General features: G+C 69.8%; 16 protein-coding genes and 2 tRNA genes. 12 read left to right on the forward strand and 6 right to left on the reverse strand.

Features of this window, described 5'->3' with window-relative positions; all coding sequences use genetic code 11:
• Positions 1-65 precede the first annotated feature (65 nt).
• The 7 genes from RWH44_RS07200 to RWH44_RS07230 all read left to right on the forward strand — a co-directional run bounded on the left by RWH44_RS07200 (position 66) and on the right by RWH44_RS07230 (position 5,585).
• Positions 66-139, forward strand: a tRNA-Ile gene (locus RWH44_RS07200).
• Between the two features lie 13 nt (positions 140-152).
• A tRNA-Ala gene (locus RWH44_RS07205) sits at positions 153-225 on the forward strand.
• A 170-nt stretch (positions 226-395) separates the two neighbouring features.
• Entirely contained in the window at positions 396-1,097 is a 702-nt protein-coding gene (locus RWH44_RS07210) for a FadR/GntR family transcriptional regulator (protein WP_298870123.1), read from the forward strand.
• Positions 1,098-1,209: 112 nt separating this feature from the next.
• The gene (locus RWH44_RS07215; RefSeq protein ID WP_316004038.1) at positions 1,210-2,625 is read left to right on the forward strand and encodes a four-carbon acid sugar kinase family protein; all 1,416 of its coding nucleotides are present in this window, start codon (positions 1,210-1,212) and stop codon (positions 2,623-2,625) included.
• A gap of 54 nt (positions 2,626-2,679) precedes the next feature.
• The gene (locus tag RWH44_RS07220; RefSeq protein WP_316004039.1) at positions 2,680-3,582 is read left to right on the forward strand and encodes an NAD(P)-dependent oxidoreductase; all 903 of its coding nucleotides are present in this window, start codon (positions 2,680-2,682) and stop codon (positions 3,580-3,582) included.
• A 44-nt stretch (positions 3,583-3,626) separates the two neighbouring features.
• A complete protein-coding gene (locus RWH44_RS07225; protein WP_316004040.1) occupies positions 3,627-5,054 on the forward strand; it encodes a GntP family transporter in 1,428 nt (475 codons plus the stop codon).
• Positions 5,055-5,153: 99 nt separating this feature from the next.
• Positions 5,154-5,585 (forward strand): NUDIX hydrolase, encoded by a 432-nt coding sequence (locus RWH44_RS07230; RefSeq protein WP_316004041.1) that lies wholly within the window; start codon positions 5,154-5,156, stop codon positions 5,583-5,585.
• A gap of 6 nt (positions 5,586-5,591) precedes the next feature.
• Here RWH44_RS07230 and RWH44_RS07235 read toward each other — a convergent pair whose 3' ends face one another.
• A complete protein-coding gene (locus tag RWH44_RS07235) occupies positions 5,592-6,065 on the reverse strand; it encodes an aminoacyl-tRNA deacylase (RefSeq protein WP_316004042.1) in 474 nt (157 codons plus the stop codon).
• Positions 6,062-6,634 carry a DNA helicase gene (locus tag RWH44_RS07240; protein ID WP_136586367.1) on the reverse strand — a complete coding sequence of 191 codons (573 nt, stop codon included), beginning with the start codon at positions 6,632-6,634 and terminating at the stop codon, positions 6,062-6,064. Before RWH44_RS07240 ends, RWH44_RS07235 begins: the two co-directional genes overlap by 4 nt.
• Before the next feature lie 101 nt (positions 6,635-6,735).
• Here RWH44_RS07240 and RWH44_RS07245 point away from each other — a divergent pair, with 101 nt between their 5' ends.
• On the forward strand, positions 6,736-7,293 hold the full coding sequence (locus RWH44_RS07245; RefSeq protein ID WP_298870133.1) for a peptidylprolyl isomerase: 558 nt from the start codon (positions 6,736-6,738) through the stop codon (positions 7,291-7,293).
• Between the two features lie 16 nt (positions 7,294-7,309).
• The gene (locus tag RWH44_RS07250) at positions 7,310-8,236 is read left to right on the forward strand and encodes a rhomboid family intramembrane serine protease (RefSeq protein WP_298870135.1); all 927 of its coding nucleotides are present in this window, start codon (positions 7,310-7,312) and stop codon (positions 8,234-8,236) included.
• Positions 8,237-8,287: 51 nt separating this feature from the next.
• On the opposite strand, the gene RWH44_RS07255 is transcribed toward RWH44_RS07250, so the two are convergent.
• Positions 8,288-8,527, reverse strand: a complete 240-nt coding sequence (locus RWH44_RS07255) for a cell division protein CrgA (protein ID WP_076673116.1) — start codon at positions 8,525-8,527, stop codon at positions 8,288-8,290.
• A gap of 54 nt (positions 8,528-8,581) precedes the next feature.
• On the opposite strand from RWH44_RS07255, the gene RWH44_RS07260 reads away from it, so the two are divergent.
• The 3 genes from RWH44_RS07260 to RWH44_RS07270 are packed head-to-tail and all read left to right on the forward strand — an operon-like array spanning position 8,582 to position 10,172.
• The gene (locus tag RWH44_RS07260; protein WP_316004043.1) at positions 8,582-9,364 is read left to right on the forward strand and encodes a class E sortase; all 783 of its coding nucleotides are present in this window, start codon (positions 8,582-8,584) and stop codon (positions 9,362-9,364) included.
• Positions 9,364-9,519 (forward strand): hypothetical protein, encoded by a 156-nt coding sequence (locus RWH44_RS07265; protein ID WP_256334149.1) that lies wholly within the window; start codon positions 9,364-9,366, stop codon positions 9,517-9,519. Before RWH44_RS07260 ends, RWH44_RS07265 begins: the two co-directional genes overlap by 1 nt.
• Positions 9,516-10,172, forward strand: coding sequence for an anthranilate synthase component II (locus tag RWH44_RS07270; protein ID WP_316004044.1), 657 nt, complete (start codon positions 9,516-9,518; stop codon positions 10,170-10,172). Before RWH44_RS07265 ends, RWH44_RS07270 begins: the two co-directional genes overlap by 4 nt.
• Here the strand turns inward: RWH44_RS07270 and pknB are convergent.
• Genes pknB through RWH44_RS07285 form a run of 3 tightly spaced genes read right to left on the reverse strand, consistent with a single transcriptional unit; the run spans position 10,144 to position 15,111 of the window.
• Positions 10,144-11,844, reverse strand: a complete 1,701-nt coding sequence (gene pknB / locus RWH44_RS07275; protein WP_316004045.1) for a Stk1 family PASTA domain-containing Ser/Thr kinase — start codon at positions 11,842-11,844, stop codon at positions 10,144-10,146. The genes RWH44_RS07270 and pknB overlap by 29 nt on opposite strands.
• A 31-nt stretch (positions 11,845-11,875) precedes the next feature.
• Entirely contained in the window at positions 11,876-13,660 is a 1,785-nt protein-coding gene (locus RWH44_RS07280) for a serine/threonine-protein kinase (protein WP_316004046.1), read from the reverse strand.
• Entirely contained in the window at positions 13,657-15,111 is a 1,455-nt protein-coding gene (locus RWH44_RS07285; RefSeq protein WP_298870153.1) for a peptidoglycan D,D-transpeptidase FtsI family protein, read from the reverse strand. The genes RWH44_RS07280 and RWH44_RS07285 overlap by 4 nt, the downstream gene beginning before the upstream one ends.
• Between the last annotated feature and the right edge of the window lie 10 nt (positions 15,112-15,121).

Here is a 15,121-nt window from a genome sequence, read left to right on the forward strand (position 1 = left end):
CGTCGATTCGTCAAAACCTCGCGAGTCCGGTAAAGTCTTCGAGGTTGACATCACGTCAGCGAGACGGGGCTATAGCTCAGGCGGTTAGAGCGCTTCACTGATAATGAAGAGGTCCCAGGTTCAAGTCCTGGTAGCCCCACCCCTTCCCTCGCGGGGCCTTAGCTCAGCTGGTAGAGCGCCTGCTTTGCAAGCAGGATGTCAGGAGTTCGAATCTCCTAGGCTCCACTCTCGCGGAACGAGAAGCCGACCTTCGGGTCGGCTTTTCGCATATCCGCCGCCGCATCCGCCCGAGGGGGCGCGACGGGATCGTCCGGGCGGAGGTCGTACGCTGGACCCATGACGGCGGTGCGACTGGTGGGCCTGCGGCGGACGCCCGTGCCACGGAGGACCACCCGGTGAGCCGCCGGAAATCCCTGGTGAACACCGTGGCCGACGATCTGTTCGACCGGATCGTGGCGGGGGAGTTCGGACCCGGCGATCCGCTACCGAGCGAGGCCGAGATCGGGGAGCAGTTCGACGTCAGCCGGGTCACCGTGCGGGAGGCCCTGCGCACGCTCACGACGCGGGGCATCGTGCGCGTGGTGTCCGGCATCGGTTCCCGGGTGGCTCCGGTCGAGGCATGGCGCTCGGTACCGGATGCGCTGCGCTACCGGGCCGCTCACGGCGACGACGCGACCGTGTCGGAGCAGCTGATCTCCACGCGCCGCCTCATCGAGTGCGAAGCGGCCGCGCTCGCGGCCCCCCTGATCTCGGATTCGGCGCTCGAGGACTGCGAGGCCTGCATCACGGCGATGGAGGACGCGTCGAAGGCCGCGGACGTGGATGCTTTCGTGGCATCCGATCTGCGATTCCACAGTGTCATCCTCGAGGCGTCGGGCAATCTCTTCCTCGCGGTCCTGCTGGCCCCGCTGACCGAGGTGCTCGCCGATCGCCGCACCGAGACGTCGCGGGTGCCGGAGATCCAACGGCACGCGATCCACGAGCACCGCGCGATCGTCGCGGCGCTGCGTTCGCGGGACAGCGCCGCATCACGCGCCGCCATGGAGCATCACCTGCAGCAGACGCTCGACGATCTGCGCCACTACGTCCTCCACTGAGCTGGGCGTCGTCGATCGCCCGCTTGACTCCTGACGACTCTCTGCTGCATGCTGTCATACACCTGACAGCAGAGCGGCACGGGAGCCGCTCACTCGATGACGAGGAGTGAACGTGGCATCCATCGATCTGCACGCGCTGCCGCCGGCCGCCGAACCCGACGTCGACGCCCTCGCCGCTCGCGTCGCGCGCAGCGGGCGCGTGTTCGTCGTGCTCGACGACGATCCCACCGGCACGCAGTCGGTCGCCGACCTCCCCGTCCTCGGTGCGTGGGACGTCGACGACTTCGCGTGGGCCTTCGCCTCGGGCGCCCCGGCGGTCTACGTGCTGACGAACTCGCGGAGCCTCGATCCGGAATCCGCGGAGCGGGTCAACCGCGAGGTCGTGCGCAACGCGATGGAAGCCGCGACCACGGCGGACCTGCGGGTCGCGTTCGTCAGCCGGAGCGACTCCACCCTGCGCGGTCACTACCCGCTCGAGCCCGACGTCATCTCGTCGGAGGTCGCGAACGCGGGAGGGGCTCCCATCGCGAACGTGGTCATCGTCCCCGCCTTCCCGGATGCCGGGCGCATCACGGTGTGCGGAACGCACGGGATGCTCGACGCCGGCGACTTCACCCCCATCGGCGAGACCGAGTTCGCGAAGGACTCGACCTTCGGGTTCGCCTCTTCGCGCCTGGCGGACTGGGTCGAGGAGAAGTCGCACGGGCGCTTCGCGGCGTCCGAGGTCGTCGAGGTGCACATCGACGTGCTGCGGGACAGCGAGGAAGCCGTCGCCGACGCCCTGCGATCGGCCCCCGAGGGTGCGCCCATCGTCGTCGACGCCGTCGTCGAAGAGGACCTCGTGCAGCTGGCGCTCGGACTCGAGATCGTCGAGGCCGAGGGGCGCGCGTTCGTGTACCGCGTCGGACCTCCGTTCCTCCGTGCGCGCATCGGACAGCGCCGGCGCGAACCCATCGCCACCGACCGGGCGGGCGAGGGCGGAGCCACCCGCGGCGGCCTCATCGTCGTCGGGTCCCACGTCGGACTCACCAGCCGTCAGCTCGCCCACCTCACCGCGAACCGCGACCTCGCGGCGGTCGTGGAGATCGACGTCCCCCGTCTGCTCGACCCCGAGACCGGGACGCAGGAGGTGTCGCGCGCCGTCGCCGCCGTCTCCGATGCGCTCCTGCGCGGCGACGTCGTGCTGCACACCAGCAGGACCCTCGTGCGGACGGAGGATCCCGACGAGAGCCTCCGGATCTCGCGCCGCGTGTCCCAGGCGGTCGTCGACAGCGTGCACGCCGTCGCCGAACGACGCACCCCGCGTTTCGTCATCGCCAAGGGCGGGATCACCTCCAGCGACGTCGCGACGCGAGGTCTCGACATCCGTCGCGCCCACGTGAAGGGCTCGCTGTTCCCGGGCATCGTCTCGGTCTGGGAAGCCGTCGACGGTCTCGCCGCGGGCATCCCGTACGTCGTCTTCGCGGGCAACGTCGGCGACGACACCTCGCTGACCGCAGCCGTCGAGCGGCTCTCCGCCACGCCCTGACCGCGGCACTCGTCGCCGCACCTCCCCCTTCCGTCGTCCGCAAAGGAGCACCCCATGACAATCGTCCCCGCACCCACCGTCGCCGTCCTCGGACTCGGAGCGATGGGCCTTCCGATGGCCGCCCGCCTCGCCGAGACCCTGCCCGTACGCGGCTTCGACATCGCCGACGCGCGTCTCGCCCTCGCGGAGAAGGAGGGGGTCGTCCCCACCCCGTCGGCCCAGGATGCCGCGACCGGCGCCCAGGTCGTCCTCGTGGCGGTGCGCGACTCGGCGCAGCTGACCGACCTGCTCTTCGGGGCCGCGGGAATCGCGGAGGTCCTCACCGCGGGGGCGGTCGTCGTGCTCACGAGCACCGTCGGAACCGACGGAGTCACGGACGTGGCATCCGCCCTCGCCGAGAGGGGGATCGGCCTCGTCGATGCGCCGTTGAGCGGGGGGCCCGTCCGCGCCCGCCAGGGCGACCTCCTCATCGTCGTCGGTGCCGCACCCGCCGACCTCGAGATCGCTCGACCGGTGCTCGAGGCCCTCGCGTCGACGCTGACGGTCGTGGGAGAGCGCGCCGGCGACGGGCAGGCGTTGAAGACCGTGAACCAGCTGCTGTGCGGGGTGCACATCGCGGCCGCGGCCGAGGCGCTCGCTCTCGCCGACCGGTTGGGGCTGGACCTCGAGCGAACCCTCGAGGCCCTGCAGGCCGGAGCCGCAGCCTCGTTCATGCTCGGCAACCGCGGACCGCGGATGCTGCAGGCCTGGGACGACGAGGGCGCAGAGGTCCTCAGTCGTCTCGACATCTTCGTCAAGGACATGGGGATCGTCGGCGCGGCCGCCCGTCGCGTGGGACTGCCCGCACCGCTGGCGGCCGCTGCGGAGCAGAGCTACCTCGTCGCGCAGACCCAGGGCCTCGGCGAGGTCGACGACTCCGCGGTGATCCGCATCTCCGCCCCGACCCGTCGGTCCTGACACCTCACCCCGCCCACCCGCACCGTCAAGGGAGACCCCGCGAAATGAGCACGCCCGTCCTTCTGGCCATCGGAGTCGGAGGCATCCTCCTTCTCCTCCTCCTGATCATCAGGCTGAAGCTGAACGCCTTCCTCGCGCTGCTGATCGTCAGCATCATCGTGGGGTTGGCAGCGGGGCTGCCGTTGGCCACCGTGCCCGCGACGGAGGACACCCCCGAGAAGCTCGGCGTGGTGCCCGCCATCGTGGCGGGTCTCGGCAGCACCGTCGGCTCCATCGCGATCCTCATCACGCTGGGGGCCATGCTCGGCCGCATCATCGAACTGTCGGGCGGGGCCTCGAGCCTGGCAGGGCGCTTCACCGAGATCCTCGGCCCGAAGCGCGTGGGCGCCGCACTGACCGGTGCCGCCCTCGTGCTGGCGATCCCCGTCTTCTTCGACGTCGGATTCATCATCCTCGTGCCGATCGTGTACGGCTTCGCCCAGGCGGCGGGACTCAAGCCCCTGCGGTTCGGTCTTCCCGTGGCGGGGATCATGCTCGCCGTGCACGTGTCGGTTCCGCCCCACCCGGGCGTCGTCGGCGGAGCCGCCCTCCTCGGAGCCGACATCGGATGGCTCACCATCGTCGGAATCCTCATCGCCATCCCGCTGGCGTTCGTCAGCCACCTGCTGTCGAAGCGTCTGACGCGTCGCGAGTTCGACATGCTGGCCTCCACGGAGGAGATGTTCGAGCAGGCGGGCCGCGGGGGCGTGCAGACGACGGTCACGGGCACGGTCACCTCCACCATCGCACCGCCCTCGGCGGGGATGGTGCTCACCCTCATCGTGACGCCCCTCATCATGATCGGGATCGGCACCACGGCCGCCACGGTGCTGCCGTCGGGCGACCCCGTGCGCAACATCGCCCAGTTCATCGGTGCCCCTCTCTTCGCGCTGCTGGTCACCGTGCTGCTCGCGATCTACTTCCTCGGCGTGCGCCGCAAATGGGGCCGCGACAAGATCAGCGATGTGCTCGAATCGGCTCTGCCGCCGACGGCGGCGATCATCCTGGTCAGCGGTGCGGGCGGTGCATTCGCGCGGGTCCTCACCGAGAGCGGCATCGGTTCGGCGCTGTCGAGCGTGCTCCTGCAGACCGGGCTGCCGGTCCTCGTCCTGGCTTTCGTGGTCTCCCTCGCTCTGCGCGCCGCGCAGGGATCGGCGACCGTCGCCATCCTCACCACGGCCGGCCTGCTCACCGACACCGTCGCGAACGGCGGCTTCTCGATGCTCCAGATCGTCGCGATCACCCTGGCGATCGCCTTCGGCGCGCTCGGCCTGTCGCACGTGAACGACTCGGGCTTCTGGGTGGTCACCCGTTACCTCGGCCTCAGCGTCGGAGACGGCCTGCGCACCTGGACCGTCTTGACCACCGTGCTGGGTGTGTGCGGATTCGCCCTGGTCGCCGTGTTCTGGGGCATCGCCACCGCGGTCGGCTGACCCGCGCCCGCCCGCTCGCGTCCGCCTCCCGAGCGGACCGGGCGGGTTCGCGCGTACCCCGCGTCCTCGCGACCCGGTGGAGGTGGCTAGAGTCTGGTCATGGACATGCGGGTCGCCGCGTACGCCGTCATCACCGACGCCGACGACCGCGTGCTGCTCGCGCACTGGATCGACGGCCGCCGGGCCGCGTGGACGCTCCCGGGTGGGGGGCTCGAGCCCGGAGAGGATCCCGTGCAGGCGGTGCGCCGCGAGGTGCGCGAAGAGACCGGGTTCCGGGTGGTCGTCGGCGACCTGCTCGGCATCCATTCGCGGGTGATCCCGGCCGAGTCGCGGCTCGCGGAGGGGGCCACCGATCCGCTGCACGCGTTGCGGATCGTCTACCGTGCCCGGATCGTGGGCGGCCGGCTCCGCTTCGAGACCGACGGCTCCACCGACCGGGCGGCGTGGTTCACGCTCGCGGCCGCACGGAAGGTGCGGAGGGTGCAGCTCGTCGACATCGCGTTCCGGATGGCGGATCTGCCCCGTCCGTGAACGCTGTCAGGGACGCTCGGTGGTGATGTCGGCCACGGTGGCGCCGTAGGCGGCGATCAGGTCGTCGGCCTCGACGAAGAGGCTGAAGCCGTGCGCGCCCGCGCCCATGGCGATACGGGTGCCCACGATGCGTTCGTCGGCGTAGACGGGCCATGCGGTGGAGCTGCCGATCGGCACGATCGTGCCGCGTTCGTAGCCCGTCGCCGCGAGAGCGAGCTCGGGCTCGGGGAGGCGGAGCTTGTTCACGCCGACGACGGCCCGCAGCTTCGGCCACGAGATGGCCCGGTCGCCGGGAACCAGGGCGAAGAGGTACGTGTCGTCCGACCTCTTCACGACGAGGGTCTTGACGATGGATGCCGGCGGGATGCCGAGCAGGGCGGCCGCTTCGTCGAGGCTCGATGCCGCCGGGCGCTCCCGCACATCGACGGAGAGGCCGCGCTCGCGCGCGGCCTCTCTGACTCTGATGGTGGGATCGCTCACGCGTCCGGCGCGCGCAGCGGGTCGTCGGCCACCCACAGCTCGTCGTCCGCACGCAGCGTCTGCCACGCGGCGTACGCGACGCCCGCCGCCGCGACGACGCCGAGGATGATGGCGATGACGCCACCGGCGCCGATCCCGTCGTGCTGCGAGGGGAGCTTCTTGGAGAGGCGCTTCGAGGCCTGCTTGCCGTACTTCTCGGCACGCTTGGCGTACTTGTGGGCGTCGAGCTCGAAGCCCTTGCCCTTGGCGAGACGGTCACGGGTGTCGCCCGCGGCGTCCCACACCGAGAGTGCGCCGCCGACGACAGCACCGGCGGCCGGAACGACCTTGTTGCTGAGGAAGCGGTTGCTGTACTTCACGCTCTTGTCGACGTACGGTGCGGCGTACTTGTTGTAGCCGTCCTGCACGGCGGGGACGAGATCTTCGCGGCTGAAGCGACCGAGCTGGTGGCCGGCTTCACGAGCGACCTTCCCGCTCTCGCCCAGCAGCACCTGCTGCGACTCCCACACCTTGGCGGCGTGCTTCTGGAGCTTGCGCAGTTCCTTCTTGCTCTTGCGGCTGAGGCCCACGGCTCATCCTCCCTATCGATGGGATGTACGTTGCCCTCATCTTGCCAGAACGGGCTGTCCGCGCCGCCGACCCTTGCAGATAACTCTGAGAGAATGTACCCATGGCCAACCACACCGCCGTCGCGACCCTGCACACCAACCACGGCGACATCGTCGTCAACCTCTTCGGTGACCACGCTCCGCGCACCGTCCGCAACTTCATCGGTCTGTCCGACGGGACGCAGGAGTGGACCAACCCGGCCACCGGCGCCAAGGGCGAGGGTCCCCTCTACTCCGACGTCATCTTCCACCGCATCATCCCCAACTTCATGATCCAGGGCGGCGACCCGCTCGGTCAGGGGATCGGCGGCCCCGGGTACACGTTCAACGACGAGATCCACCCCGAGCTCGACTTCACCGCGCCGTACAAGCTCGCCATGGCCAACGCCGGCCTCCGCCGCAACGCCATCACCGGCCAGGCCGAGGGCACGAACGGCTCGCAGTTCTTCATCACCACCGACCCCACCCCGTGGCTCCAGGGCAAGCACACGATCTTCGGCGAGGTGGCGGACGACGCCTCCAAGGCCGTGGTCGACGCCATCGCGGCCGTCCCCACCGGTGCCCAGGATCGACCGAAGGCAGACGTCGTGCTGCAGTCGGTCGACATCGTCTCGGTCTGACCCCGGACGGCGGCGGGTGTCCACCACCGACGAGTTCCGTCGCAACAGCGACAACTTCTGTTACCGGCATCCCGACCGGCAGAGCTTCGTGCTGTGCCAGCGGTGCATGCGCACCGTGTGCTCGGAGTGCCGGACGCCCGCCGCCGTCGGAGTGATCTGCCCCGAGTGCATGGCGCAGCAACGCGCCGCGCAGACGCCTTCCCAGAAGAAGGCGGAGCGTCGCTGGGCGTCTCGTCCCATGTCGGTGGTGTCGTCCGGTCGTCCGACCATGACGCTCGGCATCATCGCCGTGACCGGCCTGGTCTACATCATCGGGCTGATCCCGGGCGTCGGGGGCGTGCTGTCCGACCTGCTGGCGTTCAACAGCTTCTTCCTGCTCCCGCAGGCGGGGCTGTTGCAGCCGTGGCGCCTGTTGACCGTGGCCCTCGTGCACGGCAGCTTCCTGCACATGGCGCTGAACATGCTCGCCCTGTGGTTCATCGGGCGCAGCCTCGAGCCCTTGCTCGGGCGCGCGCGTTTCCTCATCCTGTATCTGCTGGGGGCGCTGGGCGGTTCGGTGGCCGTCGCGCTGCTGGCGCCGGGAGTGTGGACGGTCGGTGCGTCGGGAGCCATCTTCGCGCTCTTCGGCGCGCTGCTGGTGATCGGGCGGCACCTCGGCGCCGACATCCGCGTGATCGCGATCCTCATCGGCATCAACTTCGCGTGGCCGTTCGTCCTCGCGGGGATCAACGCGATCGGATCCGGCGACTTCGCGTCGTCGCTCTCGGCGATCGGCATCTCGTGGCAGGCGCACCTCGGCGGCCTGGTCACGGGCGCGGTGGTCGGCGTGATCTACTCGCGCACGCGCGCTCAACGACAGCGAGGTCTGCAAATCGGTCTGCTCGTGGCGTTCACGGTGGTGCTCATCGCCCTGCTGGCGATACCCGCCGTGGCCTACCTCTGAGACTTATCCACAGCCCCATCCACAGGTGGGGATGAATTACACGGGTGTAAGTCAGCGCCACCGGGTGGTCATGAGGAAACCGACGAAGGCGATGCCGAACCCGATGACGAGGTTCCACGGGCCGATCCCCGGGATGGGGAACTGCGAGTTGCTGAGGTAGAACACCAGCACCCAGACGAGGCCGATCAGCATCAGGCCGATCATGATGGGCAGGAACCACACCGGGTTCGGGGCGGATCCACCGTCGTTGCGTTCGGCGATCGGGTCTTCGCCTTTGCCAGTTCGAGCCATGCGGCACAGTCTAATGCTCCGGTGTCCGCGAACCCACGGAACTAGACTCGCCTCGTGCACACCGTCACGCAGCCGCAGACCCGACGGGCGAGGCGGCGCACGACGGCCCCCCGCCGCGGGCTCTCGGTCGTCGGCGTCATCGGTGACCTCCTCGTCACGGCCGGTGTGCTGGTGCTCCTCTTCGTCGTGTGGCAGTTGTGGATCGGCGACGTGATCATCGGGTCGCAGTTCAAGAACGAGGCGCGCGATATCACCGAGTCCTGGGCGGCCGACCCGCCGCCACCGGCCCCCGGCGACACCTCGACCCCCGGCATCCCGCCTACGGCCGATCCGCCCGAGATGACGCAGCCCGACGACGCGCAGATCTTCGGCGTCGTCCGCATCCCACGTCTGGGTCCCGACTACCAGTTCCGCCTCGCCGGCGGAGTGAGCGCGTCGCGCACGCTCGACCCGATCGGCCTCGGGCACTACCCCGACACCGCCATGCCCGGTCAACTCGGCAACTTCGCGATCGCCGGTCACCGCGGGAGCCACGGGGCCCCGTTCGCGGACCTTCCGTCGCTGCACATCGGGGATGCCATCGTGGTGGAGACCGAGACGGGGTGGTACACCTACCGCTACCGCAACCTCGAGTACGTGCGTCCGGATGCCGTCGACGTGCTGCTGCCCTTCCCGCAGCAGCCCGAGATCGAGGCGACGGACCGCATCATCACGATGACGACCTGCAGCCCGCGCTACGGCTTCTCGGAGCGCGCGATCGCCTACGGCGTCTTCGAGTCGTACACCCCTCGTACCGAGGCGGGCCCGCCGCTCGCCCTCACCTCTGGAGCCGCCTGATGTACGGAGCCCTGTGGCGCGTCCTCCCCGGCCCCTGGTGGGTGCGACTGCTGATCGTGCTCGTGCTGTTGGCGGCCGTGCTATACGGACTGTTCTTCTACGTCTTCCCGTGGGTCAGCGACATCGTCTACCCGCAGGAGGTCACGGTCGAGTGAAGCCCTGGCGCGTCGTCGTCGTCGACAACCGCGACAGTTTCGTCCACACCCTCGCCGGCTACCTCCGCGACCTGGGCGCGGAGACCGTGCTCGTGGCGGCCGACGACGTCCGGTTGACGGCCCTGGTCCGGGACACCGCCCGCGCCGTCCTCGTCTCTCCGGGTCCGGGCCACCCCGCCGACGCCGGCCAGTCCGAGCGAGTGGTCCTCGAGGCGGCGGAGCTCGGCATCCCCCTGCTCGGCGTGTGCCTCGGGCACCAGGCCATCGCGACGGCGTTCGGTGCTCGCGTGGGCCACGCCCCGGAGCTGCTCCACGGAATCACCAGTGTCGTCCGACACGACGGTACGGGTGTCTTCGCCGACCTTCCGGACGGATTCGCGGCGACCCGCTACCACTCCCTCGCGGTGGACCCGGCGTCTGTCCCGGACGAGCTCGAGGTGACGGCGCGCACGGATCACGGCGTCATCATGGGGATCCGCCACCGATCGGCGCCCATCGAGGGAGTGCAATTTCACCCCGAGAGCGTTCTGACCGAGGGAGGTCACGCCCTCCTGGGCCGGTGGCTCGAGGACGCCGGCATGCCGGGCGCGGTGGAACGCGCCGCCCGCCTGCGCCCGCGTGGGCTCAGGAGCCCGAGCAGACCGTCAGCGTAATCTCGCTGTGCACGGGCACCTCGCCGGGCGCGAGCGACTGACCGCTCACCGTCGGCGGGGTCGTGGCACGGCATCCGGGATCTTCCGTGGCGATGACCGTCAGCTGCTTGCTGTCGGACTCGAGCTCGCGCTTGGCGCCATCGAGGGTGTACCCGGTGTAGTTGACGATGACGACCTGACCACTGGCGACCACGAGGTTGACGGCGGTCCCCTTGGCGAGCTGCGTCTCGGCCTCGGCGCTCGCGGAGATCACGGTGCCCGCGGCGAGGGCGGGGTCGGTGGTGCGGCGTATCGATCCCACCGAGAGTCCCGCCCCCTCCAGTGCACTGCGGGCGGCGGTCTCGGAGAGGCCCTCCAGTGCGGGCACCGACGCGGTGTCGGGTCCGGTCGAGACGTAGACGGTGACCTGCTGACCGGATGCCACCGTGGTCCCCGCAGCGGGGGTGGTGCGCGTGACGTTCCCCGCGGCGATGCTCGCGTCGGGTTCGTTGACGCGGCTCGCCGTGAGCTCCTGCGCCTCGAGCGTCTCGACCGCCCGGTCGTACGACATGTCGACGACGTTGGGGACCGTGAACGAGTTCGTGGGGACGTCGTCGTTCGGCTGGATCTGCATCACCCAGATGAGCACCGCGACGAGGAGGACGGCGAGGACGGTGACGCCGGCCCAGATCCAGGCCACGGGAGGACCGGGTTGGGTGCGACGCATGGTCGTGTCGGTGCTGAGCTGCCGCAGTGAACGGGCGGTCTCCGCGGCCTGGCGGGGATTGGGCCCGTAGAGCTCGTTCGACAGTGCCGACATCTGACGCTTCGTCGGCGCCTTGCCGTCGGCGGTCTCGTCGAGCGCCTCGCGGAAGCCCGCGGCATCCTGCGGACGCTGGAACGGATCCTTCGCGAGGGCGCGCAGCACGATCGCGTCGAGTGCGCGGGGGATGCTCTCGACGATCTCGCTCGGCGGCAGCGGCGCCTCGCTCACGTGCTGGTAGGCGACGGCCACGGGTGTCTCGCCGCGGAAGGGAGGGCGACCGGTGAGCAGTTCGTAGAGAACGACACCGGTCGAGTACAGGTCGGCGCGGGCGTCGACCGATTCGCCCTTGGCCTGCTCCGGTGAGAAGTACGCCGCCGTGCCCACGATCGCGGTGGTCTCGGCGACGGTGGAGGACGAGTCGGACACGGCGCGCGCGATGCCGAAGTCCATGACCTTCACGCGCCCGGCATCCGTGATCATGACGTTGCCGGGCTTGATGTCGCGGTGCACGACTCCCGCGCGGTGGGAGTATTCGAGGGCTTCGAGGATGCCGTCGACGTAGCGCAGGGCGTCGTCGACCGGCACGGAGCCCTCGGCGATGATCTCCTTCAGCAGGCGACCGTGCACCAGCTCCATGACAATGTACGGAACGGGGCGCTCCTGGCCATCGACGCCCACCTCGACGTCTTCTCCCGCGTCGAAGACCCGGACGATGGTCGGGTGCGCCATGCGCGACGCCGCCTGAGCCTCGAGACGGAACCGCGTGCGGAATGCGGCGTCGCCCGCCAGATCGGCCTTGAGGATCTTGATGGCCACCGTGCGCCCGAGCGTCTGGTCGTAGCCGCGATAGACGCTCGCCATGCCGCCGCGACCGATGAGGTCGTCGACACGGTAGCGCCCGGACAGGACGCGCGTCTCAATGGTCACGAAAAGACTCCCGGAGAGGCTGGATCGAAGCTCAGGGCTTGGTGGTGGGGACGGCGGCGCTCGTCGGGGTCGGGCTGGGCGAGTTGCCCCCCGTGATCGACGCGGACGCCTCGCCCGACGGACCGGCCGTGCGGTCGGTCCCCGAGCAGCTGACGGTGTACGTGACGCGCAGCGACTGTCCGGCTGCGTTGCTCACCTTCAGCTGCGCATTGCGCTCGTCGGGCGAGAACGACGCCGTGGACTGGCCGTTCGTGTCGAACGTGCCGTTGGTCGCGGTGAAGTCGTACGACGTCACGCTGCCGGTGCCGGCCGGGCAGGAGTACTGCTGCCACGACACCTGGACGTCGCTGCCGGCCGTGACCGACGTTCCCGGCAGGGTGGGCGTGCCGGGCTGCTGCAGAGGCGTCTCTTCGCCGTAGACGGTCACGGTGATGTTGGTGCCCTCGGGGTTACGTCCCGTGGGGTCGACGATGTAGACGAGGCCGATCTGATCGGCGTTCGCGGCAGCCGTGCCGGTGGTGCACGTCGCGCCGAGCTTCGCCCCGCCCAGGATGCTGCGCGCTTCGTCGCAGGTCTTGCCGATGAGATCGAGGGCGTCGACGTCGACCAACTGCGTGGTCTGCGTGGGGGTGGGACTGGCCGACGGCGATGCGGGGGCGCTGGGCGTCGCGGAGCTCGGAGGGGTGCTGGACGCCACCGCGTCGGGCTCGTTCTGGTTCGCCAGCAGAGTGAAGAGGGTTCCGCCGAGCACCAGGGCCAGCAGCACGATGAGCGCGACCAGCGGCCAGGTCCACGGGCTGCGCTTCTTCTTCTGCGCCGTGGCGTCTTCTTCGGTGTGCTCCTCGGTGAGGAGGGAGGTGGCACCCGCTGCGGCGCCGGCCGCGGGCAGGAGGCGCGTGGTGGCCGAGGTCTGCCCCGACGTCAGCAGCTGCGTGGCGTCGTCGACGACGGCGGTCCCGGCGGCGATCGCCGGGACGGCAGCCGCGGCGGCGGCGAGGTCGCCGCGACGGAGGGCTGCGGCCGCGCGCGAGACCGCGGCGGACGACGCCGGGCGATCCTCGGGCTTCTTGGCGATCATCGCCATCACGAGGTTCTGCACCGGGACGGCGACCGTCGGCGGCAGCGGAGCGGGCTGCTCGTTGATCTGCGCCATCGCGATGGCCACCTGGGACTCGCCCGTGAACGGACGCTTGCCCGCGAGGCACTCGTACGCGACGATGCCGAGCGAATACGTGTCGGTGGCCGGCGACGCCGGGTGCCCCGACGCCTGCTCGGGGGAGAGGTACTGCACCGTGCCCATGACCTGGCCGGTCGCGGTGAGCGGGACCTGGTCGGCGATGCGCGCGATACCGAAGTCGGTGATCTTGACGCGGCCGTCGGGGGTGATGAGCAGGTTGCCGGGCTTGATGTCGCGGTGCACGAGGCCCGCGGCGTGAGCGGCCTGGAGAGCGGCAGCGGTCTGCGCGACGATGTCGAGGGTCTTGTCGCTCGACAGCGACCCCTCGCGTTCGAGGATCGTGGACAGGGCCTCGCCGGGGACGAGCTCCATGACGAGGAAGGCGCTGCCGTCTTCCTCGCCGTAGTCGAAGACGCTCGCGATGCCCTCGTGGTTGACGAGAGCGGCGTGTCGGGCCTCGGCGCGGAAGCGCTCGAGGAAGCCCGGGTCGCCCATGTACTCGTCTTTGAGGATCTTGATGGCGACGGTTCGTCCGATGACGTGGTCGGTCGCTTCCCAGACCTCGCCCATGCCGCCGATCGCGATCCGCGAATCGAGCTCGTACCGCCCGCCGAAGGTCACACCCTGTGTCGGTCTCATTTACCCAGCACCGCCTCCATGACCTTCTTCGCTATCGGGGCGGCGATCTCGTTGCCGCTCCCGCTCTGCCCCTGGCCTCCACCGTTTTCGACGACCACGGCGACGGCGACCTGGGGGTCGTCCGCCGGTGCGAAGCCGGTGAACCAGAGAGTGTAGGGGCGGGAATCGTTCTCCGCGGTGCCGGTCTTACCCGCCACCTGGACCCCGTCTATTCTTGCATTCGATGCCGCGCCGTCCTGGACGTTCGCCGTCATCATCGACACCATCTGCGCTGCGACGTCGGACTCGATGGCGCGACCGAACTCGCTGCTGGTGCCCTCGTCGGTGACCGACAGGTTGGGCTCGATCACCCGATCGACCATCCGCGGGTTCATCACCACACCGTCGTTCGCGATGCCGGCCGAGACCATCGCCATCTGCAGCGGCGTCGCCCGCACGTCGCCCTGGCCGAAGCCGCTCAGCGCGGTCTGCGGGGCGTTGGGGCTGGCGGGGTACGTGGAGGCCGTGGACTGGAGCGGCATCGTGAACGACGTGTCGAAGCCGTACTTCTCGGCCTCCGCACGGATCGCGTCGTCGCCCAGTTCGACGGCGAGCTCGGCGAACGGGATGTTGCAGCTCAGGCGCAGGGCCGTGGCGATGGTGACGGTGTCGCCGCCGCCGCACGTTCCGCCTCCCGCGTTGCTGACGACGTTGGTCGACTGCGGCAGCGTGTAGGCGGCGAGGTTGGGGAACGCCGAGTCGGGCGTGTACTTGCCGGATGCCAGGGCGGCCGAGGCCACGACGAGCTTGAACGTCGAGCCCGGGGGGTTGAGGTTGCCCGCGATCGCGCGGTTGTCGAGCGGCTTCGCGGTGTCGGCGACCAGCTGGTCGTACGCCGCGTTCACGGCATCCGAGTCGTGGGAGGCGAGGGTGTTCGTGTCGTAGCTCGGCTTCGAGACCATGGCGAGGATGCGGCCGGTCGAGGGCTCGATCGCCACGACGGCCCCCTGCTGGTCGCCGAGGGCGTCCCACGCCGCCTTCTGCACGCTCGCGTCGAGCGAGAGCTCGACGTTCGAGCCGCGCGGGGCCTGACCGGTGATGGCGCGGTCGATGCGCGAGAAGAACTGATTCGAGTCGGAGCCGCTGAGCACACTGTTCTCGGCGGCCTCGATGTTGGTCTTCGCGTCGAGCACGGGGTTCATGTAGCCGGTCACCGGCGCCCACATGGCGGCATCCGTGTACTGGCGCTGCCAGCTGTAGACGTCGTCGGACGGGACCGATTGGGCGATCGGCGTGCCGCTGACGATGATCGATCCGCGCTGGATCTCGAAGGAGTCGTAGAGGGCGCGGGTGTTGCCCTGGGTGTTGGTCAGGGCGTTCGCCTGGACGACCTGGATGACGCTGGTCGAGGCGAACAGCGCCAGGAACATGGCGAGCATGACGATGCTGAGGCGTCGGAGCTCTTTGGTCACGGTGCCTCCT

Origin of the sequence: Microbacterium phycohabitans (genome assembly GCF_032464935.1) — a bacterium.
GTDB classification, from domain to species: domain Bacteria; phylum Actinomycetota; class Actinomycetes; order Actinomycetales; family Microbacteriaceae; genus Microbacterium; species Microbacterium phycohabitans.

Bases quoted from the DNA above. Each gene is read 5' to 3' on its own strand.
- RWH44_RS07220 (WP_316004039.1), top strand. From the start codon at position 2,680: ATGACAATCGTCCCCGCACCCACCGTCGCCGTCCTCGGACTCGGAGCG.
- RWH44_RS07225 (WP_316004040.1), top strand. From the start codon at position 3,627: ATGAGCACGCCCGTCCTTCTGGCCATCGGAGTCGGAGGCATCCTCCTT.
- RWH44_RS07230 (WP_316004041.1), top strand. From the start codon at position 5,154: ATGGACATGCGGGTCGCCGCGTACGCCGTCATCACCGACGCCGACGAC.
- RWH44_RS07245 (WP_298870133.1), top strand. From the start codon at position 6,736: ATGGCCAACCACACCGCCGTCGCGACCCTGCACACCAACCACGGCGAC.
- RWH44_RS07255 (WP_076673116.1), bottom strand. From the start codon at position 8,527: ATGGCTCGAACTGGCAAAGGCGAAGACCCGATCGCCGAACGCAACGAC.
- RWH44_RS07265 (WP_256334149.1), top strand. From the start codon at position 9,364: ATGTACGGAGCCCTGTGGCGCGTCCTCCCCGGCCCCTGGTGGGTGCGA.
- RWH44_RS07280 (WP_316004046.1), bottom strand. From the start codon at position 13,660: ATGAGACCGACACAGGGTGTGACCTTCGGCGGGCGGTACGAGCTCGAT.